Source organism: Gordonia sp. NPDC003429 (assembly GCF_053588575.1).
Genome location: NZ_JBSFQF010000019.1, coordinates 44,887 through 66,282 on the forward strand (window position 1 = coordinate 44,887; position 21,396 = coordinate 66,282).

Here is a 21,396-nt window from a genome sequence, read left to right on the forward strand (position 1 = left end):
CAGGGTGAGCCCAGCCGACGACACCGCCACCCCTCCGGCACCCACCACACAACCCGTGGGAGCGATTCCCGGCGCGCCGCCGGCGGCCACGCTGACCCCGGACGAATCGGCCGACCTCCCCGAGGATCGGTATCTCAATCGCGAACTCAGTTGGCTGGACTTCAATTCACGGGTGCTGGCCCTCGCCGAGGACACCTCGATTCCGCTGCTCGAGCGCGCCAAGTTCCTTGCCATCTTCGCCTCGAATCTCGACGAGTTCTTCATGGTTCGCGTCGCCGGGCTCAAACGTCGTGACGAGACGGGTCTGTCGGTGCGCTCCGCCGACGGCCTCTCGCCGCGTGAACAGTTGCTGCGCATCGCCGGCCGCACCCAGACCCTCGCCGACCGGCACGCCCGGGTGTTCCTCGATTCGGTACGTCCAGCCTTGGCGGACAACGGAATTCACGTCGTCTCCTGGTCAGATCTGACCGACCGGCAGAAGCACCGAATGGTCGAGTACTTCCACGAGGAGGTATTCCCGGTGCTGACTCCACTCGCCGTGGACCCGGCACACCCGTTCCCGTACATCAGCGGGCTGAGCCTGAACCTGGCGGTCACCGTCAAGGACGCACACGAGGGTGGCGAACACTTCGCCCGTGTCAAGGTGCCCGACAACGTCAACCGGTTCGTGCGCGTCGACCGCTTGCTGCCGCACACCTCCGAACCCGACAGCAAGGGTCACTACGAGGTCTTCTTCCTGCCGATGGAGACGTTGATCGCCGCCAATCTCGAGCACCTGTTCCCGGGCATGGAAATCGTTGAGCACCATGCGTTCCGGATCACCCGCAACGCCGACTTCGAGGTCGAGGAGGACCGCGACGAGGACTTGTTGCAGGCACTCGAGCGGGAGTTGGCCCGGCGTCGGTTCGGCTCGCCGGTGCGACTCGAGGTGGCCGACGACATGAGCGACCACATGCTCGAACTGTTGCTGCGTGAACTCGACGTCAACCCCGCCGACGTCATTCAGGTCCCCGGATTGCTGGACCTGTCCTCGCTGTTCGAGGTCAACGCGCTCGACCGCCCGCACCTCAAGGACCGGCCCTTCGTGCCGGCAACGCATCCGGCGTTCGGTGAACGCGAGACACCGAAGAGTGTCTTCTCGACACTGCGCGAAGGCGATGTGCTCGTTCATCATCCCTACGACTCGTTCTCCACGAGCGTCCAGCGTTTCATCGAGCAGGCCGCCGCAGATCCGCAGGTCCTCGCGATCAAACAAACCCTGTACCGCACGTCGGGCGACTCCCCGATCGTCAACGCGCTGATCGACGCGGCCGAGGCGGGCAAACAGGTTGTCGCACTGGTGGAGATCAAGGCCCGCTTCGACGAACAGGCCAACATCAAGTGGGCCCGGCAACTCGAGCAGGCCGGGGTGCACGTCGTCTACGGCCTCGTCGGACTCAAAACCCACTGCAAGACGTGTCTGGTGGTGCGCCGCGAAGGGTCGACGATCCGTCGCTACTGCCACATCGGCACGGGCAACTACAATCCCAAGACCGCGCGACTCTACGAGGACGTCGGCCTGTTGACGGCCGCTCCCGACGTCGGCGCGGATCTCACCGATCTGTTCAACACGCTGACCGGGTATTCGCGCAAACGGGAGTACCGCAACATTCTGGTGGCGCCGCACGGCATTCGGTCGGGGATCATCGAGCGGATCGATCGTGAGATCGAGTTGCGGCATGCCGGCGACAGCCGAGCGCGGGTGCAGTTGAAGGCCAACGCCCTTGTCGACGAGCAGGTGATCGACGCGCTCTACCGGGCATCCCAGAACGGTGTTCCGGTCGAGATCGTCGTCCGCGGAATCTGTGCGCTGCGGCCCGGGATGCCCGGGGTCAGTGACAACATTCACGTGCGGTCGATTCTCGGGCAGTTCCTCGAACACTCCCGGATCTTCCACTTCGGTGCGCAGGACGAGTACTGGATCGGCAGCGCCGACATGATGCACCGGAATCTCGACCGTCGGGTCGAGGTGATGGTCCGTGTGCGCGACGAGCGGTTGACCGGTGAACTCGCCGACATCTTCACCTCGGCACTCGACCCCCGAACACGGTGTTGGGTACTGCAATCCGACGGCACGTGGCTGGCGTCTCCGGCTGCGGGGGAAGAGGTGCGCGATCACCAGCGGCAGATGATGCGTCGCAACCGTCGTCGCAATGCCGGCGCCTGACACCACGGTGACCGATTCCGGTACCCGATCGGTAACCTCGACCTCTTAGGATCGGCACCGATGTCGAAGACGACGAAGACGATCTGGGCCGCCGGCGGTGTGCTGTGGCGGTTGACCGCTGCCGGTGACGTCGAGATCGGCCTCATCCACCGCCCCCGTTACGACGACTGGACCCTTCCCAAGGGCAAGATCGAGTCCGGCGAAACACTGATCTCCACGGCGGTGCGCGAAATCGCCGAGGAGACCGGCTATCACGCGCATCTCGGCCGTCACCTGCGTGACGTCCATTACGACGTCGGCAACGGCCGCAAGCATGTCCGGTACTGGTCGGCACGCGCAGTCGGCGGTGATTTCGCGCCGAACCACGAGGTCGACGTGATGGAGTGGGTGAGTGTCGAGGCGGGCCTCGCGCGGCTCAGTTATCGGCAGGACAAGGACATCGTCCGCGAGTTCGTCCGGCTCCGCGCGGATCTCGACGTCATGCTGCTGGTTCGGCACGCGCGCGCCGGCAGTCGGTCGGGTTTCGCCGGCGACGACCGGCTGCGCCCACTCGATTCGACGGGTGACCAACAGGCACGAGCACTTGTCGCGCTGCTCACCGCCTTCGGCGTCACCGAACTGCACAGCGCCGACCGCACACGCTGTGTCCAGACACTCGAACCCACGGCCGCCGAACTGGCGGTGCCGATACAAGTGGAACCGACACTGTCGGAAGAGGCATACAAGGTCGATCCGGATGCGGCGCGCGACCGACTGCGTGAACTCGCCGGCACGAGCGGGGGCCCGGGTCGGGTGATTCGCGCAGTGTGCAGTCAGGGCAAGGTGATTCCACCGGTGATGGAGTGGTGGTCGGCGCGCGACGACCTCACGCTGCCCGCTGCCCGCACCCGGAAGGCCAGCATCTGGGTGATCTGCACCAGCGGCGGCACACTCCTCAGTGCCGACTACATCGACAGCCCACTGCCCGGGACGGACACCGGCGTCGGCTCCTGAGCGCAGTGCGCGAAGAGTCCCCGAATACACCTCACCCCCCGACGGGGGAAGACCGTCGGGGGGTGAGAGGGGTTGGGTGCCGGGTCAGCGACGAGTCGTCTTCTTGGCGGCCGTCTTCTTCGCCGGGGCGGTCTTCTTGGCCGCCGTGGTCTTCTTGGCCGGTGCCGCCGTCTTCTTGGCGGCGGTGGTCTTCTTCGCCGGCGCCTTTGTGGCGGTGGTCTTCTTCGCCGGGGCGGTCTTCTTGGCCGCCGTGGTCTTCTTGGCCGGTGCCGTCGTCTTCTTGGCGGCGGTGGTCTTCTTCGCCGGCGCCTTTGTGGCGGTGGTCTTCTTGGCCGCCGTGGTCTTCTTGGCCGGTGCCGCCTTCTTGGCGGCGGTGGTCTTCTTCGCCGGTGCAGCGGCTCCGCTGCCGCGCTTGACCGCCGGGCCGGACGCGGTGAGCTTCTGCTTACCGGACACGACCGCCTTGAACTGCGCGCCCGGACGGAAGGCCGGGACCGAGGTCGCACGGACCTTCACCGTCTCGCCCGTGCGCGGGTTGCGGGCGACGCGCGGTGCGCGGCGGCGCTTCTCGAACACACCGAAGCCGGTGATGGTGACGCTCTCGCCCTTGTGGACCGCGCGGACGATCGTGTCGACGACCTGCTCCACCGCCTCGGTGACGGTCTTGCGATCGGCGTCGAGCTTCTTTGTCAGCTCATCGATGAGCTCTGCTTTGTTCATTGGAAAACCTCCGCAAGCTGTTCTGGCCCACTTGTCGGGTCAGCTAACACCACACGGTAAACGTCAAACACGAAAAGTTCCATCTTCCACGCCAATTAGCGGAACGTGTGTCGAATCCTGTGTGGGCTCTAGGACGTTCCGGGCGGTCGGCCGAGAGGCCGAAAAGGTGACGCGGCTCAGTATGGCAGAGTGACCGGCTTCCACGACGGGCGGCTCGACTCGAACTCAGAAATGGCTTCTACCTGGCGTAATGTCAGGCCGATGTCGTCGAGACCTTCCATCAGACGCCATCTGGTGTAGTCGTCAATTGCCAACGGCACCACGAGGTCTCCCGCCGTCACCGTCTTATCGGCAAGACTGACCGTCAATTCCAGACCGGGCTGTTCCTCGAGTCGCTTCCAGAGCAATTCGACGTCGGACTGCTCCACCTGTGCGGCCACCAGGCCGGCCTTGCCCGCGTTCCCGCGGAAGATGTCGGCGAACCGGGAAGAGATGACGACACGAAATCCGAAGTCTGACAGCGCCCACACGGCGTGCTCGCGCGACGAGCCGGTGCCGAAGTCGGGGCCCGCCACCAGAACCGAGCCGTGGCTCCACGGTTCGGCATTGAGAATGAAGTCGGGATCGGTTCGCCAGCCCGCGAAGAGTCCGTCCTCGAAGCCTGTCCGGGTGACCCGCTTGAGATAGACGGCGGGGATGATCTGGTCGGTGTCGATGTTGCTGCGCCGCAGCGGGACGCCGATACCGGTGTGGGTGATGAAGGGTTCCATTACCTCAACTCCTTGGTGTACGAAGCGAATGCGAGTCGTCAGAGATCTGCCGGCGAGGAAAGTGTGCCGCGGAGCGCGGTGGCCGCGGCCACCGCCGGCGACACGAGATGGGTGCGGCCGCCCTTGCCCTGCCTGCCCTCGAAGTTGCGGTTGGAGGTGGATGCGCATCGCTCCCCCGGCGCGAGCTGGTCGGGGTTCATCCCGAGGCACATCGAGCAGCCCGCCTGCCGCCATTCGGCGCCTGCGGCGGTGAAGATCTCGCCGAGACCTTCTTCGTCGGCCTGTGCCCGCACCCTCATCGAGCCGGGCACCACCAGCATCCGGACGCCGTCGGCGATGGTGCGCCCGTCGAGGATCTCGGCCACCGCGCGCAGATCCTCGATCCGGCCGTTGGTGCACGACCCGACGAACACCGTGTCGACGGCTATGTCGCGCAGCGGCATTCCCGGGGTGAGGTCCATGTACTCGAGTGCCTTCGCCGCCGACGTCGACGCCGACTCGTCACCGAAATCGGCGGGATCGGGCACCGTGGCCGACAGCGGCGCGCCCTGACCGGGATTGGTGCCCCACGTCACGAACGGGCTGAGCGACGACGCGTCGATGTGCACCTCGTCGTCGAACTGCGCGTCCTCGTCGGTGCGCAGCGAGGTCCAGTACGCCACCGCGGCATCCCAGTCGGCGCCGGTCGGCGCATTGGGCCTGCCCCTGAGGAACTCGAAGGTGGTCTCATCGGGAGCGATCATGCCGGCTCGCGCCCCCGCCTCGATCGACATGTTGCAGATGGTCATTCGGGCCTCCATCGACAGCTTCTCGATGGCGCTGCCGCGGTACTCCAGCACGTAGCCCTGACCACCGCCGGTGCCGATCTTCGCGATCACCGCGAGGATCAGGTCCTTGCTCGTGACGCCCGGGGGCAGGTCGCCGTCGACGGTGATCGCCATCGTCTTGAACGGACGCAACGACAACGTCTGCGTGGCCAGTACATGCTCCACCTCGGAGGTGCCGATACCCATGGCCAGTGCGCCGAACGCGCCGTGCGTAGAGGTGTGGCTGTCGCCGCAGACGACGGTCGTCCCGGGCTGGGTGAGACCGAGCTGCGGACCGACGACGTGCACGATGCCCTGTTCGGTGTCACCCATCGGGTGCAGACGGATGCCGAACTCGGCGCAGTTGCGGCGCAACGTGTCCACCTGGGTTCGCGACACCGGGTCGGCGATCAACAGATTGGTGTTGAGGGTAGGCACGTTGTGATCCTCGGTGGCGATCGTGAGATCGGGTCGGCGCACCTCGCGTCCCGCGAGCCGCAGTCCTTCGAAGGCCTGCGGGCTGGTCACCTCGTGCACGAGGTGCAGGTCGATGTAGATCAGGTCCGGATCGCCCGCTGTGCCGCGGACAACCACGTGGTCGTCCCAGACCTTCTGGGCGAGAGTACGTGGCGTGGTGGCGTTGCTCATGGTGCATTTACTCCGACTCGACAAGACCCGGCACGTGGCTGGTGGCACCGGGACGCGAAATCAATCGCGTGCATCTCACTATTTGGAACGCTAATATCGTCCTATGGGAAAGGATAGCGCATCCGAGACGCTCAGCGGAATCGGCGTCCTCGACAAATCGGTGAGCGTGCTCCGGGCCATCGCCGAGGCGCCGGCCAATCTCACCGAGCTGTGTGAACGCACCGATCTGCCGAGGGCCACCGCCCATCGGCTCGCCGTGGGGCTCGAGGTCCACCGCTTGCTCGCGCGCAATGCGGCCGGGCGATGGTATCCGGGGCCCGCACTCGGTGAGCTCGCGGCGTCGGCGCACGATTCCGTTCGCGAGGCATCGCTGATGGTGCTGCCGCGGCTGCGGGAGATCACGGGCGAATCCGTTCAGGTATATCGCCGTGAGGGAGCCGAACGCGTCTGCATCGCGGCGATGGAACCGCCGACCGGACTGCGTGACACCGTGCCCGTGGGCACCCGCTTCCCGATGAACGCCGGGTCGGCCGCGAAGGTGTTGCTGGCCTGGGCAGAGCCCGCCACCCAGCGAGCGCTGCTGCACGACAGCGTGTTCAGCGAGCGGGCACTGCACGAGATCCGGCGCCGAGGATGGGCGCAGAGCGCCGGCGAGCGCGCCGCGGGCGTGGCCAGTGTGTCGGCACCGCTGCGCGACGGCGAGGGTGAGGTCGTGGCCGCCATCTCGGTGTCGGGGCCCATCGATCGGATGGGTCGCCGACCCGGAGCCCGGTGGGCGGCCGACCTTCTCGCCGCGGCCGACGCCATCCACAAGCGGCTGGTCTCCACCACGCAGGGCTGAAGGCGGATACGAATCGCCGTGATGCACACCGGAGCCGGTCCGGTGTCGGTTAGCGTCGTCTGCATGGGAACCAACCAGCGTCAACAGATCGTGATGACGGACAACGAGATTGCCGATTTCGTGGCCCGCAGCCGCACCGCCACCCTGGCCACCTCCGGGCCCGACGGCAGTATCCACCTCGTCGCCATGTGGTACGGCGTCGTCGACGACGCCATCTGGTTCGAGACCAAGGCGAAATCACAGAAGGCGGTCAATCTGCGTCGCAATCCACGGTGCTCGGTACTCATCGAGGATGGCGACACATACGGCACCCTGCGCGGCGTGGCCTTCGAGGGCACCGGGGAGATCCTCGAGGACGCCGACACGTGCCTACGCGTGGGAATCAGTGTCTGGGAGCGCTACACCGCGCCGTACACCGAGGAGGCGCGTCCACTCGTCGAGCAGATGATGAACAAGCGTGTGGCGATCCGACTGGTACCCGAGCGGGTCCGTTCCTGGGACCACCGCAAACTCGGACTGCCCGACATGCCGGTTGCCGGCAACACCGCACCGGCCTGAGCGACCGCAACGCAAATCGTGCGGGGCCGGGTGAGGGGCTGCGATCCATACAGAACGGGCGCCTCCTGGGCATGCGACGCGCACAGGCGCCGGTGGTGTTTGCCGTGGCCGCCAATTCTGTACGGACCCAGAAGCGCCACGCCACGCCGCCTTGGATTCGCGGCATGCCTATGCAGGTTTCCGTGGGCAAAACGTGGGCACGACGCCCACAGACTCCGAACACACGAAGACCCCCTCACCGCTGGTGAGGGGGTCATTCTGCGTTGTAGCCCCGACGGGATTCGAACCCGCGCTACCGCCTTGAGAGGGCGGCGTCCTAGGCCGCTAGACGACGGGGCCATGGATCTCTATTCAGTTGAAACCTCCGGGTGTGGTGTCCCGGCTGTTCGCTGGGGTACCAGGACTCGAACCTAGAATGGCTGAACCAGAATCAGCTGTGTTGCCAATTACACCATACCCCAAGGGTTGTTCTTCCCGGTGAGGAAAAGAACCTGCAGTAGAGTAGCAGAGGGCAACCCGGTAACCGCAAATCGCCTGATCAGAGCCCTATTCTGGGATGTTGGCCCGCGCCGCCGTCAAGCGCGACAAGGTCTTGTCGCGACCGAGTAGTTCCATCGACTCGAACAGTGGCGGACTGATGGCCGACCCGGTGACCGCGACCCGGACCGGACCGAATGCCTTGCGCGGTTTGAGCTCCAACCCGTCGATGAGCGCGGCGTTGAGTGTCTCCTGCAGTGCGGGCGTCTGCCAGGACGCCAGATCGGTCAGCGCGGTGATCGTGGCGTCGAGAACGGGCCCGGCGTCGGCGCCGAGATTCTTCGCCGCCGACTTCTCGTCGATCGCGAACTCGTCGTCGGAGACGTAGAGGAACGAGATGAGCGGCCACGCGTCCGCCAGCACCTGGATGCGGGTCTGGACCAGTTCGGCAACGTTGGTGAAGGTGACGAGGTCGACGGGTTCGGCGAGCTTGCCATGCGTCACCAGGTAATCGCGCAGACGCGCGGTGAAGTCGCCGAGTTCGAGCATCCGGATGTGCTCGGCATTGATCGCGTCGGCCTTCTTCTGATCGAAGCGGGCGGGATTCGAATTGACCTGGCGCACATCGAAGGCGCCGATCATCTGATCGAGGGTGAACACGTCGGTGTCGTGCGAGTAACCCCAACCGAGCAGCGCAAGGTAATTGAGCAGGCCCTCCGGGAGAAAACCACGATCACGGTGATGGAACAGATTCGACTGCGGGTCGCGCTTGGACAGTTTCTTGTTGCCCTCCCCCATCACGAACGGCAGATGCCCGAATTCGGGCACCCGCTGCGCGATTCCGATGCGGATCAGCGCCTCGTAGAGCGCGATCTGCCGCGGCGTGGACGAGAAGAGATCCTCCCCGCGCAGCACGTGGGTGATCTTCATCAGGGCGTCGTCGACCGGATTGACCAAGGTGTAGAGCGGGTCCCCGTTCGCGCGGGTCAGGGCAAAGTCGGGCACGGTGCCCGCCTTGATCGTGGTGGTGCCGCGCACGAGGTCGTCCCACGTGATGTCGTGGTCGGGCATGGGCAGGCGCACAACGGGTTTGCGCCCCTCCGCCAGGTAGGCCTCGCGTTGCTCGGCGGTGAGGGTGCGATCGAAGTTGTCGTAGCCCAGTTTCGGGTCGCGTCCGGCGGCGCGATGGCGGGCCTCCACCTCCTCCGGCGTGGAGAATGCCTGGTACGCCTCGCCGGCGGCGAGTAGCTGCGCGACCACGTCGAGGTGGATGCCGCGCCGTTCGGACTGCCGATAGGGTGCGTAGGGCCCCCCGACCTCGGGCCCCTCGTCCCAGTCGAGTCCCAGCCAGCGCAGCGAGTCGAGGATCGCGTCATACGACTCCTGGCTGTCGCGGGCCGCGTCGGTGTCCTCGATCCGGAAGACAAAGGTGCCCTTGTCGTGCCGTGCCTGTGCGAAGTTGAACAGGGCCGTGCGCACCATCCCCACGTGCGGGGTTCCGGTCGGCGACGGACAGAAGCGGACGCGAACGGTATCGGTGCTGCTCATGGTGGTCAGCGTATCGAACCGGTACCGACGGCCCGACGCCCTCCCGTCGCCGGCTCAGTCTCGATGTCGTCCGAGGAAGTCCAGCATCAGGCGGTTGACTTCCCGAGGTTGCTCCAGATAGCCGAAATGACCTGCGCGGGCCACCTCCGCATACTCGGCCGCGGGGATGGCGTCGGCCACCTCGCGCGCCAGAAAGACCGGAAGGGTGCGATCATCGGCGAATCCGACCACCAGCACGGGCCGCGAGATTCCCCGGTAGGCCGCGAGCCGATTGGGTTCGGCGGTGTGGATCGAAAGTTGGGCACGCATGCCCGGAGTCATCCCCTTCGACGAGAACATGATGACGTCGAGCCAGTCGCGCACCGTCCGGTCGTCGGCGAGGGTGTGCGGTGAGAGGTTGAGATGTGCGGTGATGGCCGCCGCATACTCGGCGGGCAGGTCGATCTTGTTGTCGTAGAGCGCACGTTCGCCCGCCGAAATCGCTTCCTGCAGCACGGTGCTGCGACCATAGGTGCCCAGCAACACCGCGGCGCGCACCAGATCGGGCCGCGTCAGCGCCAGTTCCTGGCTGATCCGCGCGCCGAGCGAAGTTCCCACGACGAGGGCGGGCGCCACCCCGAGGTGCTCGATGAGTGCAGCGGTGTCGGCCACCATGTCGTCGAGGGTGAATCCGTCGGCGCACTCCGACGATGGTGCGATCCCGCGGTTGTCGAAGGTGATCACCTCGTAGCCGGCGGCGACCAGCGCGGGCTGTTGATTGGCCTTCCAGACCCGCCCGGGACTGCCGCTGCCCATCACCATCACCACCGGCGCGCCCGAACCGGCTCTCTCGTAAGCGATCTCGATGCCGTTGACACGCGCGGTTCCGGTGGTCACGGTTTGTCCACCACCGGATTGCTCAGCGTCCCGATGCCTGCGACCGTCACCGACACTCGCTGTCCCGCGACCATCGGGCCGATTCCCTCGGGTGTGCCGGTGAGCAACACGTCGCCCGGGAGCAGCGTCATCACCCGCGAGACCCATTCCACGATGGCACCGACATCGTGCAGCATCAACGATGTTCGGCTCCGCTGACGGACCTCACCGTCGAGTTCGGTGACGAGTTCGGCGTCGGCAGGGTCGAAATCGGTCTCGATCCAGGGACCCAGCGGGCAGAACGTGTCGTATCCCTTTGCGCGCGTCCACTGACCGTCGACCTTCTGCTGATCACGCGCGGTGACGTCGTTGGCGACGGTGTAGCCGAGGATGACGCTCTTCGCGTCGGCAGCGCGTACGTCCTTGCACGGCCGGCCGATCACCACCGCGAGTTCGCCCTCGAAATCAACGCGCTGAGACGACGGTGGCCGCACGATCGGCACCTCGGGGCCGACGATCGAGGTGTTCGGCTTGAGGAAGATCACCGGGTCCTCGGGTGCGGTGCCACCCATTTCGGCGGCATGGGCCGCGTAATTCTTGCCCACACAGATGATCTTCGTCGCCAGGATGGGGGCGAGGAGTCGAACATCGGCCAGGGGCCATGATCGGCCGGTGAAGGTGGGCGTGCCGAAGGGATGTTCGGCGATCTCCCTGGCAACACCACCCGATTCATCCTCGATCGAGACGAACGCCACACCATCGGGACTCGCGATACGACCTAGACGCATACCAGAACACTAACGCACGCACGATGTCCACTGTCTGGGACAGCAGTTGGTTCGGGTCGTCATCGGTTTTACAATGTGAACACATCATCCCATATTTTGAGACTTTGTAGTGTGAGGCCGCCGCTCTGGAGGAATCGCCCATGCCGGATCAACGCAAGCAGGAGGAGGTCGCGTGACGACATCGACCACGATCGGTTCCGCCCGACGCTGGACCATGCTCGCCTGCTCGCTGCTGGCCGCGATGACCACCACCTGTGTCGTGAGTGGTGTCGCCTACCTCATACCGGCGCTGCATACGCGCGAGGGCATGTCGATCACCCAGGCGTCCGTGCTCGCCACCGTTCCCACGATCGGGCTCATGCTGGCGATCATCGGCTGGGGTGCACTGCTCGACCGTCACGGTGAACGCCTGATCCTGATCGTGTCCATGTCGATCAGTCTCACTGGTGCGGCGGCGGCGGCAATCGCCGCTGCGCTCGACGCCCCGTTCGCGGTGGTGGGCGCGTGTCTGTTCGTCGGCGGCATCGGGGCCGGCGCCGCCAACGGCGCCAGCGGCAGGATCGTGGTCGGCTGGTTTCCGCCAGAACTGCGCGGCACCGCGATGGGGATTCGCCAGATGGCGCAGCCGCTGGGGATCGCCGTCTGTGCTCTCACCATGCCGGTGGTAGCCGCAGGAGCGGGTGTGGCTGCGGCACTGGCGATTCCGGCAGCGGTCACGGTCCTGGGACTGATCGCGGTGATCGCCGGCATCATCGACCCTCCGATGGCGACGGCCGTGCCCGGTGCCCCGGAGATCGCCGGTGCGAAACGAAACCCGTACCGCGAGAGCTGGTTTCTGACTCGCGTGCACGCGGTGAGCGTGCTGCTGGTGATACCTCAGTCGATGCTGTGGACGTTTGTGCCGACATGGCTGATCGTGGCCCGGCACTGGTCTCCCGCGGCGGCAGGCTTTCTCGTGACGGTGACACAAGTGATCGGCGCTCTCGGACGCATCGCCGCGGGTCGGTGGTCGGATGCGTGGCTGTCACGAATGCGTCCGATCCGGCTGATCGCGTTGGCCGGTTCGGGCGCAATGACCGCCTTGGCCGTCACCGATTGGATCGGCGGTCCGGTGGCGCCCGCGCTGATGATGATCGCGTCGATCATCTCGGTGGCCGACAACGGGCTGGCCTTCACCGCCATCGCCGAATACGCCGGACCCGGTTGGAGCGGCCGTGGTTTGGGAATCCAGAACACCGCCCAGTACCTGGCGACGGCGGTGACCACGCCCGTCTTCGGTGCGGTGATCGCGGCCGTGGGCTTCCCGCTGGCCTTCCTGGTGTCGGCCGCGGCACCCGTACTCGCAGCCCCGCTGGTGCCCGCCGACGCCGCACCCCGAGAGGAACCCGTCACCTGATCGGTCGGCCCATCACCGAGCGTGCCTCCACCCGCTGGTTGAGCGCCCCCGCTGGTCGAGCCCCGCCGCTGGTCGAGCCCCCACCGCTGGTTGAGCCTGTCGAAACCACCCCCCGCTGGTTGAGCCCCCACCCGCTGGTTGAGCTTGTCGAAACCACCCACCGCTGGTCGAGCCCCCACCCGCTGGTCGAGCCCCCACCCGCTGGTTGAGCGCCCGCCGCTGGTTGAGCTTGTCGAAACCACCGCTGTGGATAGAAATGTCGAGCTATCACTCACGTGGTCGAGAGTGATGTGATGAGCGGATACATCTACATCCTCGAATGTACGGACGGCAGTTTCTACGTCGGAAGCACGCGGGACGTCGCCCGTCGCGTCGATCAGCACAACAGTGGTGACCGCGGCCGGTATACCAGAACCCGACGACCCGTTCGCCTTGTCTACCAACACGAATGCGAGACCGTCGCCGAGGCATACGCACGTGAGAAGAGGGTCCAAGGCTGGTCACGAGCCAAACGTCGGGCGCTGGTTGCCGGGGACTTCGATTTGCTGACTGAGCTGTCGAGAAGCCGGCGCTGAATCTGACGACAGCGACAAGGGTGGTTTCGACAAGCTCAACCAGCGGGCGGCGCTCAAGCAGCGGGGGCGCTCAAGCAGCGGGGGGCGCTCAACCAGCGGGCTAGAGGCGAGCGCGAATCCGCTTCCCGATGTCTTGGGTGGACAGTGTCTGCCCGCCCCGTTCGAGGAGGTCGTCGGCCACGGCACGCTCGATCCGACCCGCCGACTGCGCATCACCGAGGTGGTCGAGCAAGAGACCGACCGACAGGATCGCGGCTGTGGGATCAGCCTTGCTCTGACCGGCGATGTCCGGTGCACTGCCGTGCACGGGCTCGAACATCGACGGATTCGTACCGGTGGCGTCGATGTTGCCCGACGCCGCCAATCCGATGCCGCCGCTGACGGCGGCGGCGATGTCGGTGATGATGTCGCCGAAGAGGTTGTCGGTGACGATGACATCGAACCGGCCGGGGTCGGTCACCAGGTAGATGGTGGCCGCATCCACGTGGCAGTAATCGACTGTCACGTCAGGGTATTCGGCACCGACCTCCTCGACGGTGCGGCTCCACAAGGACCCGGCGAAGGTGAGCACGTTGGTCTTGTGGACCAGGGTGAGATGCTTGCGTCGACGGGTCGCGCGCTCGAAGGCGTTGCGCACCACACGCTCCACCCCGTATCGGGTATTGACGCTCACCTCGGTGGCCACCTCATGGGAGGTGCCGGTGCGGATCGCGCCACCATTGCCGGTGTAGGGGCCCTCGGTGCCCTCGCGGATCACCACGAAGTCGATGTCGGGATCGCCCGCCAGCGGCGACGCCACACCCTGGAATCGGCGCGACGGGCGCAGATTCACGTGATGGTCGAGTGCGAAGCGCATCTTGAGCAGTAGTCCGCGTTCGAGCACCCCGGAGGGCACCGACGGATCACCGATCGCACCGAGCAGGATCGCGTCGTGCTCGCGCAGCGACTCCAGGTCGGCGTCGGTGAGCAGTTCACCGTTGCGGTGGTAGCGGCGGGCACCGAGGTCGTACTCGGTGACCGAGACCTCGGGCACCACCGTGGTGAGCACCTCGAGAGCCTCGGAGATGACCTCAGGACCGATACCGTCGCCGGGAATGACCGCGAGCTTCATGACAAATCCACCTGCTTGATCAGCGTGGCGCCCACCGCTTCGGCGATCGCGGTCACCACGACGTCGTCGACCTTCTCGTTCACACGCAACATGACCGTCGCCCCGCCGCCCTCTGCATCCTGCGAAAGGCCTGCCGCGAGAATGTCGATCCCGGCGTTGCCGAGCAGGGTGCCGATCTTGCCCAACGAGCCGGGCTTGTCGGCGTAACTGACGAGAAGGTTGCGTCCCTCGGCCCGCAGGTCGAAGTTGCGGCCGTTGATGTTGACGATCTTCTCCACCTGCCGCGGCTCGGTGATGGAACCGGCCACGTTGTGCACCGATCCGTCGGCGAAGACGGCCCGCACGTCGACGACGCTGCGGTGGCTCGGGCTCTCGGTGGCGTTCACGACCTCGCTGGTGACGCCACGCTCGGCGGCGACGGTCGGCGCGTTGACGAAAGTGACGGGCTCGTCGAGCGCCGCCGAGAACAGACCACGCAACGCCGACAGTCCGAGCACGCCGACATCACTGGAAGCGAGCTCGCCTCGAACGTCCACCACGATCGACGACGGCAGTTCGGTGCTGATGACGCCGATCATCACGCCGAGCTTGCGGGCCATCTCCAGCCACGGCGCCACCTCTTCATCCACGGCACCGCCGGTGATGTTGACCGCGTCGGGCACGAAATGTCCGGCCAGCGCGAGCCGCACACTCTTGGCGACATCGGTACCGGCACGATCCTGAGCCTCGCTGGTCGAAGCGCCCAGATGCGGGGTCACCACCACCTGGGGCAGCTCGAACAGCGGCGAGTCGGTGCACGGCTCGGTGGCAAAGACATCGAGACCGGCGGCGCGCACCTGACCGGAGGTGATGGCGTCGGCCAGCGCCTGTTCGTCGACGAGGCCGCCGCGCGCGGCGTTGACGATGACGACGCCCTTCTTTGTGCGGGCCAGCGCGTCGGCGCCGATGAGTCCCAGGGTCTCCGGCGTCTTGGGTAGATGCACGGTGATGAAGTCGGCTCGCTGCAACAGTTCGTCGAGGCTCACGAGTTCGATGCCCAGCTGAGCGGCCCTCGCGGCGGACACGTAGGGGTCGTAGGCGATGATGTGCGTTTCGAAGGCGGCCAGGCGCGACGCGACGAGCTGTCCGATGCGGCCGAGTCCCACCACGCCGACGGTTTTGTCGAAGATCTCCACACCATTGAACGACGACCGTTTCCAGGTGTGCTCGCGCAGCGTGGCGTCGGCGGCGGGGATCTGGCGAGCCGCGGCGAGCAGCAGGGTGATCGCGTGCTCGGCGGCGGTGTGGATGTTGGAGGTGGGTGCGTTGACCACCATGACGCCTCGCGCGGTGGCGGCCGGAACATCGACATTGTCGAGGCCCACACCGGCGCGGGCGATGATCTTGAGCTTCTTGCCCGCATCGAGCACCTCCGCGTCGACCGTGGTGGCCGAACGCACGAGCAGAGCGTCGGCATCGACGACCGCCTCGAGGAGCTTCGGACGATCGGGACCATCCACCCACTGCACCTCGACGCCGTCGCCGAGGGCTTCCACCGTCGATGGCGCCAGTTTGTCGGCGATGAGGACGATCGGACGGCCTGCTGAGGTCACAGTGATTTCTCCAGGATCGGTTGCAGAAGCGGCGCCAACGTCGTATGACGCCCGCCAGACAGCTTAGATGCCGCCGTCACGGACTCTGAAGCCGGTCCGAGGGATGCGATGGACGCTCTGAACGAATTCCCAGGAAAAGCGGGTACATTGTGCTCGGCATTACGGATAGGTTGCAATGCAACCCCGGGTCGATTCCGCACACGGCAGATCGTCCGCGGCGGCCGTTACGGTGTCAGAGGCCTGTCGGTACGACTGGTCCATCGGTGGTGTGTTGACGAGTGGAGCTGTGAATGATGAGAAAGCTGACGGCGATTGTCGCGGTGCTGGTTGCGACGTTGCTGGCCGGCTGGGGCGCGGGCAGTGCGACTGCCGCACCGGCGAAGATCTACCTGGGCGGTGGGTCCGGAATTCTTATCCTCAAAGGCGGTGATACTGCTGCCGCCTGCACACTGACCACCATCGGTCACGCCAAGACGGGTCAACTGATCGGCATCACCGCAGGTCACTGCGGAACGCCGGGTCAGAAGGTGTACTCGGAGACCTTCCAGAACCGCGGCCAGGCCGGCACCATCACCTACTCCGATCCCAAAGAAGACGTCGCGATCATCGAATTCAATCCCGACCGCGTGGTGCCACTGCGCAGCGTCAACGGTGTGACCATCCGATCGATCGACACCCATCCCATCGGATTCCCGACCATCGCCTGCAAGACGGGCCGCACCACGGGCAACACCTGCGGCGTCTCCTGGTTCTCCGACGGCGACGTGCACTTCTCCCAGATGTGCGTCATCGAGGGCGATTCGGGCAGTCCGGTCGTGGTCGGTGACCGGTTGGTCGGCATGGTCAACGCCTACTACTTCGTCGCGTGCCTCGGTCCGGAGACCGGTACCAACATCGCTCCTGTTCTCGACTATGTGAAGTCCACCAAGTACACGGGCTTCACCCCGATCTGATCGTCCCCTGATCTGGCGGGACCAGACACCCCGGGCGCCATCGTGCACCCGGGGTGTCGTGCATCCGGGCTGTCTTGCATCGGACCGGGGCTGAGTGACACGTGCGGGCCGTTCGTTCCGCTCGGACGTACCACGACGACGACGGCCCGGTTCCTTTGCGGAACCGAGCCGTCGTGGCTGTGAGTCGTTGACCGTCAGGCTGTCTCGGTGATGGGGCGATCCACCCAGCTCATCAGGTCGCGCAGCTTCTTGCCGGTCACCTCGATGGGATGCTCGGCATTCTTCTTGCGCAGTTCCTCGAGTTCCTTGTTGCCGCCCTCGACATTGGCGACGAGGCGCTTGACGAAGGTGCCGTCCTGGATGTCGCGCAGGATGCCGCGCATGCGCTCCTTCGTGTCCGCGTCGATCACGCGCGGACCCGACAGGTAACCGCCGAACTCGGCGGTGTCGGACACCGAGTAGTTCATCCGCGCGATGCCACCCTCGTACATGAGGTCGACGATCAGCTTGAGCTCGTGCAGCACCTCGAAGTAGGCCATCTCGGGGGCGTAGCCGGCCTCGACCATCACCTCGAAGCCCGTCTTGACCAGTTCCTCGGTGCCGCCGCAGAGCACGGCCTGCTCACCGAACAGGTCGGTCTCGGTCTCCTCCTTGAACGTGGTCTTGATGATGCCGGCGCGGCCACCACCGATCGCCGAGGCATAGCTGAGCGCGAGCGCCTGGCCCTCGTCCTTGGGGTCTTGGTCGACGGCGATCAAGCAGGGCACGCCCTTGCCGTCGACGAACTGCCGGCGCACCAGGTGGCCGGGGCCCTTCGGGGCGACCATCGCGACGGTGACGTTGGCGGGCGGCTTGATCAGGCCGAAGTGGATGTTGAGGCCGTGTCCGAAGAACAGCGCGTCGCCGTCCTTGAGATTGGGCTCGATGTCCTCGGTGAAGATCTGCGCCTGGCTGGTGTCGGGCGCGAGCAGCATGATGACGTCGGCCCATTCGGCGGCCTCGGCCGCGGTCATGACCTTGAGTCCCTGCTCGGCGGCCTTCTCGCGCGACTTCGATCCCTCGCGAAGGCCGACGGCGACGTCGACACCCGAGTCGCGCAGCGACAGCGAGTGCGCATGCCCCTGACTGCCGTATCCGATCACCGCGACCTTGCGGCCCTGGATGATCGACAGATCGGCGTCGTCGTCGTAGAACAATTCGATCGCCACAGTTATTGATCCCTTCGATTTTCTCTTCTGCCCCACAAGAAGTGGACTTCTCGCCGGGCCCTGTGCAGTGGTTGTGGTGTCAGCGATGCGCCGACATGCTCTTGGGTCCTCGACCCAGGGTCACGGCCCCGGACTGTGCGATCTCCCGAATCCCGTAGGGGTCGAGCATTCGCAGTAGGGCTTCGAGCTTCTCGTCGGTGCCGGTGGCTTCGATCGTCACCGACTCGGGCGACACGTCGATCACCTTGGCGCGGAACAGATTCACCACCTCGATGACCTCGGAGCGGACGGTGGAATCGGCCCGCACCTTGACCATCATCAACTCCCGGGACACCGAGCTGGCCGGATCCTGCTCGACGATCTTGATCACGTTGATCAGCTTGTTGAGCTGCTTGGTGACCTGTTCGAGCGGGAAGTCCTCGACGGACACCATGATGGTCATCCGCGAGATCCCCTTGAGCTCGGTGGGTCCCACCGCCAGCGATTCGATGTTGAAACCACGGCGGGAGAACAACGCCGACACGCGGGCGAGAACGCCTGGTCGGTCCTCGACGAGGACGCTGAGGGTATGAGTACTCACTTGCTGCCGTCTTTCAGTGCGGCTCGGTCGGGCTGAGCGATGGTGTGGTGGATGTCGGCGACGTCCTCGGCGGCCGAGTCGTCGTCGTCGAACAGCGGGCGGATGTCGCGGGCCGCCATGATCTCGTCATTGCCGGTGCCCGCGGCGACCATCGGCCAGACCTGCGCGTCGGCGCCGACGATGAAGTCGATCACCACCGGACGGTCGTTGATCTCGCGTGCCTGGGCGATGACCGCGTCGACATCGGCCTCGTTCTCCACCCGGAACGCCGCGCAGCCCAGGGCCTCGGCAAGCTTGACGAAGTCGGGGATGCGACGCGAATGGGTGGCCAGATCGGTACTCGAGTACCGCTCGTCGTAGAACAGCGTCTGCCACTGTCGCACCATGCCCAGGTTGCCGTTGTTGATCAAGGCCACCTTGATCGGGATGCCCTCGATGGCGCAGGTTGCCAACTCCTGGTTGGTCATCTGGAAGCAGCCATCGCCGTCGATGGCCCACACCTCGGCCGACGGGTCGGCCATCTTCGCGCCCATCGCGGCAGGCACGGCGTAGCCCATCGTGCCCAGACCACCGGAGTTCAGCCAGGTGCGCGGCTTCTCGTAGGAGATGAACTGCGCCGCCCACATCTGATGCTGCCCCACGCCGGCGCAATAGATCGCGTCGGGTCCGGCGATACGTCCCACCTGGGAGATCACGAACTCCGGCGACATCGATCCGTCGGCGGGTCGGTCGTAACTGAGCGGATAGGTGCGGCGCACTCCGTCGAGGTAGGTCCACCACTCGGTGAGGTCGGCTGCGGTGTCGCTGGTGGCACGGCTGGTGCGAAGCGTCTCGGTCAGCTCGGCGATCACCGCCTTGCAGTCGCCGACGATCGGCACGTCGACGGCCCGGTTCTTGCCGATCTCGGCCGGATCGATGTCGGCGTGGATGACCTTCGCGTTCGGCGCGAACGACGACAGCTGGCCGGTGACGCGGTCGTCGAAGCGGGCGCCGAGTGTGATGAGCAGGTCGCTGCGTTGCAGCGCCGCGACTGCGCCGACGGTGCCGTGCATGCCCGGCATGCCCAGGTGCTGGGGATGCGAATCGGGGAAGGCGCCGCGGGCCATCAGGGTGGTCACCACGGGGATGCCGGTGAGTTCGGCGAGCTCGCGCAACTCCGCGGACGCGTTCGCGCGGATCACACCGCCGCCCACGTACAGCACGGGGTGTTTGGCGGCGTCGATGAGACGCGCGGCCTCACGGACCTGCTTGCCGTGCGGCTTGGTCACCGGCCGGTAGCCGGGCAGGTCGATCTGCGGCGGCCAGGAGAACGTGGTCTGGCTCTGCAAGATGTCCTTGGGGATGTCCACCAGCACCGCACCGGGCCGGCCGCTCTCGGCGATGTGGAAGGCCTCGGCGATGATCCGCGGAATGTCGGCGGCATTGCTGACCAGGAAGTTGTGCTTGGTCACCGGCATCGTGATGCCGGAGATGTCGGCCTCCTGGAAGGCGTCGGTACCGATGAGCGCACGCCCCACCTGCCCCGTGATCGCGACGACGGGAACCGAGTCCATCTGGGCGTCGGCCAGCGGCGTGACGAGATTGGTGGCGCCGGGCCCGGAGGTGGCCATCATGACGCCCGCCCTGCCGGTCACCTGGGCGTAGCCGGTGGCGGCGTGCCCGGCGCCCTGCTCATGCCGGACCAGCACGTGGCGAACCTTCTCCGAATCGAGCAGCGGGTCGTAGACGGGAAGCACCGCGCCACCGGGGATACCGAAGACGACCTCGACACCGATCTCCTCGAGCGAGCGGACCACCGACTGTGCGCCACTGACCCGCTCGGGGGCGACGGTGTTCTGCGGCACCGCACGGAGGTTCCCCGCGGCCGGGGACTGCTCGAGGAGTACGTCCGCGGCGCGTCCGTTCGTCCGGGCACCGCTCGCTTGGGAATCGCGGTCGGGGTGGCCCGCTTCGTTTGCGGCGCGTGCTGTTGGTGCGCTCACTGCAGGTCCTCACATCTTCTGATCTGGTTGGGCGGGAAAGTGGCAACAAAAAACCCCCGACAGCGAGGCTGTGCGAGGGTGGCGCGTCGATGCTGGAGGTCTACGAAGTGACCGGTCAGGCGACGCGCCGGCCGATTACTACGAGGAGGTTCTTGTGCATCACACTTCACACGGTAGGACCGCGCGTACACACGAGTCAAACTCCGCCCCATCGGTTCCCACATACTGGGAAACCACAGGTGGAGGCTTGGTTGGTAGAGGGTGCCAGAATGGGGAACGTGCCCCCGAATTCCCCCGATCCCACCGATTCGCCCGACGCCGCCGATTCGCCCGACGCCGCCGACTCCCCCGGCGTCACCGACTCGCTCGAAGACGCCATCGAGCTGCCCCAGACCTTCCGCATCCAGCGGGTCGCGTACTTCACCGTGCCCGCTGTGCTGCTCGCGACGGTGATTCTGGCCGGCGCGTCACTCGTCTGGCTCGGGTGGACATTGGTGCTGCCGATCCTGGTCGCCGTGTGGATCGCGCGGCTGCGCACGGTGGTCACCGAGGACGGCATCGTGGCGGTTCAGACGTGGAAGACACGAGAGATCTTGTGGCCGGAACTGGCCGGATTGCGCTTCTCCAGGTGGGGCCCGGTGCGCGCGGTGCTGATCGACGACACCACGGTGCGGCTGCCCGCGCTGGCCTTTCAGGATCTGCCACGATTCTCCGCGGCCAGTCGGGGACGTATCCCCGACCCCTACGCTTCGGCGGCAGGCGCGGATTCGTGACACCTGTGCGATGGTG

The 21,396-nt window shown here is 66.0% G+C and carries 19 protein-coding genes and 2 tRNA genes; 8 read left to right on the top strand and 13 right to left on the bottom strand.

What is annotated here, in order from left to right; all coding sequences use genetic code 11:
- Positions 1-4 precede the first annotated feature (4 nt).
- Complete coding sequence (locus ACWDSI_RS18085; RefSeq protein ID WP_449745090.1) at positions 5-2,206, top strand: RNA degradosome polyphosphate kinase; 2,202 nt, start codon at positions 5-7, stop codon at positions 2,204-2,206.
- Between the two features lie 60 nt (positions 2,207-2,266).
- Positions 2,267-3,199 carry an NUDIX hydrolase gene (locus ACWDSI_RS18090; RefSeq protein WP_449757352.1) on the top strand — a complete coding sequence of 311 codons (933 nt, stop codon included), beginning with the start codon at positions 2,267-2,269 and terminating at the stop codon, positions 3,197-3,199.
- An 84-nt stretch (positions 3,200-3,283) separates the two neighbouring features.
- On the opposite strand, the gene ACWDSI_RS18095 is transcribed toward ACWDSI_RS18090, so the two are convergent.
- The 3 genes from ACWDSI_RS18095 to leuC all read right to left on the bottom strand — a co-directional run bounded on the left by ACWDSI_RS18095 (position 3,284) and on the right by leuC (position 6,143).
- A complete protein-coding gene (locus ACWDSI_RS18095) occupies positions 3,284-3,919 on the bottom strand; it encodes an HU family DNA-binding protein (RefSeq protein WP_449757353.1) in 636 nt (211 codons plus the stop codon).
- 176 nt (positions 3,920-4,095) lie between these two features.
- The gene (gene leuD, locus ACWDSI_RS18100; protein WP_449745093.1) at positions 4,096-4,689 is read right to left on the bottom strand and encodes a 3-isopropylmalate dehydratase small subunit; all 594 of its coding nucleotides are present in this window, start codon (positions 4,687-4,689) and stop codon (positions 4,096-4,098) included.
- A gap of 38 nt (positions 4,690-4,727) precedes the next feature.
- Complete coding sequence (leuC, locus tag ACWDSI_RS18105) at positions 4,728-6,143, bottom strand: 3-isopropylmalate dehydratase large subunit (protein WP_449745094.1); 1,416 nt, start codon at positions 6,141-6,143, stop codon at positions 4,728-4,730.
- A 103-nt stretch (positions 6,144-6,246) separates the two neighbouring features.
- Here leuC and ACWDSI_RS18110 point away from each other — a divergent pair, with 103 nt between their 5' ends.
- Positions 6,247-6,984, top strand: a complete 738-nt coding sequence (locus ACWDSI_RS18110) for an IclR family transcriptional regulator (protein ID WP_449745095.1) — start codon at positions 6,247-6,249, stop codon at positions 6,982-6,984.
- A 63-nt stretch (positions 6,985-7,047) separates the two neighbouring features.
- Positions 7,048-7,542, top strand: a complete 495-nt coding sequence (locus ACWDSI_RS18115) for a PPOX class F420-dependent oxidoreductase (protein WP_449745096.1) — start codon at positions 7,048-7,050, stop codon at positions 7,540-7,542.
- 266 nt (positions 7,543-7,808) lie between these two features.
- On the opposite strand, the gene ACWDSI_RS18120 is transcribed toward ACWDSI_RS18115, so the two are convergent.
- The 5 genes from ACWDSI_RS18120 to ACWDSI_RS18140 form a co-directional block, all read right to left on the bottom strand.
- Positions 7,809-7,881 (bottom strand) — tRNA-Glu (locus ACWDSI_RS18120).
- Between the two features lie 50 nt (positions 7,882-7,931).
- Positions 7,932-8,003, bottom strand: a tRNA-Gln gene (locus tag ACWDSI_RS18125).
- 85 nt (positions 8,004-8,088) lie between these two features.
- Entirely contained in the window at positions 8,089-9,567 is a 1,479-nt protein-coding gene (gltX, locus tag ACWDSI_RS18130; protein ID WP_449757354.1) for a glutamate--tRNA ligase, read from the bottom strand.
- A 54-nt stretch (positions 9,568-9,621) separates the two neighbouring features.
- Positions 9,622-10,443, bottom strand: coding sequence for an alpha/beta fold hydrolase (locus ACWDSI_RS18135; protein WP_449745098.1), 822 nt, complete (start codon positions 10,441-10,443; stop codon positions 9,622-9,624).
- Complete coding sequence (locus tag ACWDSI_RS18140; protein WP_449757355.1) at positions 10,440-11,210, bottom strand: fumarylacetoacetate hydrolase family protein; 771 nt, start codon at positions 11,208-11,210, stop codon at positions 10,440-10,442. The genes ACWDSI_RS18135 and ACWDSI_RS18140 overlap by 4 nt, the downstream gene beginning before the upstream one ends.
- A 214-nt stretch (positions 11,211-11,424) precedes the next feature.
- Here ACWDSI_RS18140 and ACWDSI_RS18145 point away from each other — a divergent pair, with 214 nt between their 5' ends.
- Complete coding sequence (locus ACWDSI_RS18145; protein WP_449757362.1) at positions 11,425-12,606, top strand: MFS transporter; 1,182 nt, start codon at positions 11,425-11,427, stop codon at positions 12,604-12,606.
- Positions 12,607-12,899: 293 nt separating this feature from the next.
- Entirely contained in the window at positions 12,900-13,181 is a 282-nt protein-coding gene (locus ACWDSI_RS18150) for a GIY-YIG nuclease family protein (RefSeq protein ID WP_449745100.1), read from the top strand.
- 100 nt (positions 13,182-13,281) lie between these two features.
- On the opposite strand, the gene ACWDSI_RS18155 is transcribed toward ACWDSI_RS18150, so the two are convergent.
- Both ACWDSI_RS18155 and serA read right to left on the bottom strand, forming a co-directional pair.
- Entirely contained in the window at positions 13,282-14,292 is a 1,011-nt protein-coding gene (locus ACWDSI_RS18155; RefSeq protein ID WP_449757356.1) for a 3-isopropylmalate dehydrogenase, read from the bottom strand.
- On the bottom strand, positions 14,289-15,884 hold the full coding sequence (gene serA, locus ACWDSI_RS18160) for a phosphoglycerate dehydrogenase (RefSeq protein WP_449745102.1): 1,596 nt from the start codon (positions 15,882-15,884) through the stop codon (positions 14,289-14,291). The genes ACWDSI_RS18155 and serA overlap by 4 nt, the downstream gene beginning before the upstream one ends.
- Before the next feature lie 290 nt (positions 15,885-16,174).
- On the opposite strand from serA, the gene ACWDSI_RS18165 reads away from it, so the two are divergent.
- Entirely contained in the window at positions 16,175-16,837 is a 663-nt protein-coding gene (locus ACWDSI_RS18165) for a serine protease (RefSeq protein ID WP_449757357.1), read from the top strand.
- 194 nt (positions 16,838-17,031) lie between these two features.
- Here ACWDSI_RS18165 and ilvC read toward each other — a convergent pair whose 3' ends face one another.
- From ilvC to ACWDSI_RS18180, 3 genes are all read right to left on the bottom strand, one after another.
- Complete coding sequence (ilvC, locus tag ACWDSI_RS18170; protein ID WP_449745104.1) at positions 17,032-18,045, bottom strand: ketol-acid reductoisomerase; 1,014 nt, start codon at positions 18,043-18,045, stop codon at positions 17,032-17,034.
- A 79-nt stretch (positions 18,046-18,124) separates the two neighbouring features.
- Positions 18,125-18,625 carry an acetolactate synthase small subunit gene (gene ilvN, locus ACWDSI_RS18175; RefSeq protein WP_449745105.1) on the bottom strand — a complete coding sequence of 167 codons (501 nt, stop codon included), beginning with the start codon at positions 18,623-18,625 and terminating at the stop codon, positions 18,125-18,127.
- Entirely contained in the window at positions 18,622-20,607 is a 1,986-nt protein-coding gene (locus tag ACWDSI_RS18180) for an acetolactate synthase large subunit (RefSeq protein WP_449745106.1), read from the bottom strand. The genes ilvN and ACWDSI_RS18180 overlap by 4 nt, the downstream gene beginning before the upstream one ends.
- 269 nt (positions 20,608-20,876) lie before the next feature.
- Here ACWDSI_RS18180 and ACWDSI_RS18185 point away from each other — a divergent pair, with 269 nt between their 5' ends.
- Positions 20,877-21,380: a PH domain-containing protein gene (locus tag ACWDSI_RS18185; RefSeq protein ID WP_449757358.1), complete on the top strand. Its 504-nt coding sequence runs from the start codon at positions 20,877-20,879 to the stop codon at positions 21,378-21,380.
- Positions 21,381-21,396: the final 16 nt, after the last annotated feature.

Coding starts and splice junctions, on each gene's coding strand:
- ACWDSI_RS18090 (WP_449757352.1), top strand. CDS start 2,267: ATGTCGAAGACGACGAAGACGATCTGGGCCGCCGGCGGTGTGCTGTGG.
- ACWDSI_RS18095 (WP_449757353.1), bottom strand. CDS start 3,919: ATGAACAAAGCAGAGCTCATCGATGAGCTGACAAAGAAGCTCGACGCC.
- leuD (WP_449745093.1), bottom strand. CDS start 4,689: ATGGAACCCTTCATCACCCACACCGGTATCGGCGTCCCGCTGCGGCGC.
- leuC (WP_449745094.1), bottom strand. CDS start 6,143: ATGAGCAACGCCACCACGCCACGTACTCTCGCCCAGAAGGTCTGGGAC.
- ACWDSI_RS18110 (WP_449745095.1), top strand. CDS start 6,247: ATGGGAAAGGATAGCGCATCCGAGACGCTCAGCGGAATCGGCGTCCTC.
- ACWDSI_RS18115 (WP_449745096.1), top strand. CDS start 7,048: ATGGGAACCAACCAGCGTCAACAGATCGTGATGACGGACAACGAGATT.
- gltX (WP_449757354.1), bottom strand. CDS start 9,567: ATGAGCAGCACCGATACCGTTCGCGTCCGCTTCTGTCCGTCGCCGACC.
- ACWDSI_RS18140 (WP_449757355.1), bottom strand. CDS start 11,210: ATGCGTCTAGGTCGTATCGCGAGTCCCGATGGTGTGGCGTTCGTCTCG.
- ACWDSI_RS18145 (WP_449757362.1), top strand. CDS start 11,425: ATGCTCGCCTGCTCGCTGCTGGCCGCGATGACCACCACCTGTGTCGTG.
- ACWDSI_RS18150 (WP_449745100.1), top strand. CDS start 12,900: ATGAGCGGATACATCTACATCCTCGAATGTACGGACGGCAGTTTCTAC.
- ACWDSI_RS18155 (WP_449757356.1), bottom strand. CDS start 14,292: ATGAAGCTCGCGGTCATTCCCGGCGACGGTATCGGTCCTGAGGTCATC.
- ACWDSI_RS18165 (WP_449757357.1), top strand. CDS start 16,175: ATGATGAGAAAGCTGACGGCGATTGTCGCGGTGCTGGTTGCGACGTTG.
- ACWDSI_RS18185 (WP_449757358.1), top strand. CDS start 20,877: ATGGGGAACGTGCCCCCGAATTCCCCCGATCCCACCGATTCGCCCGAC.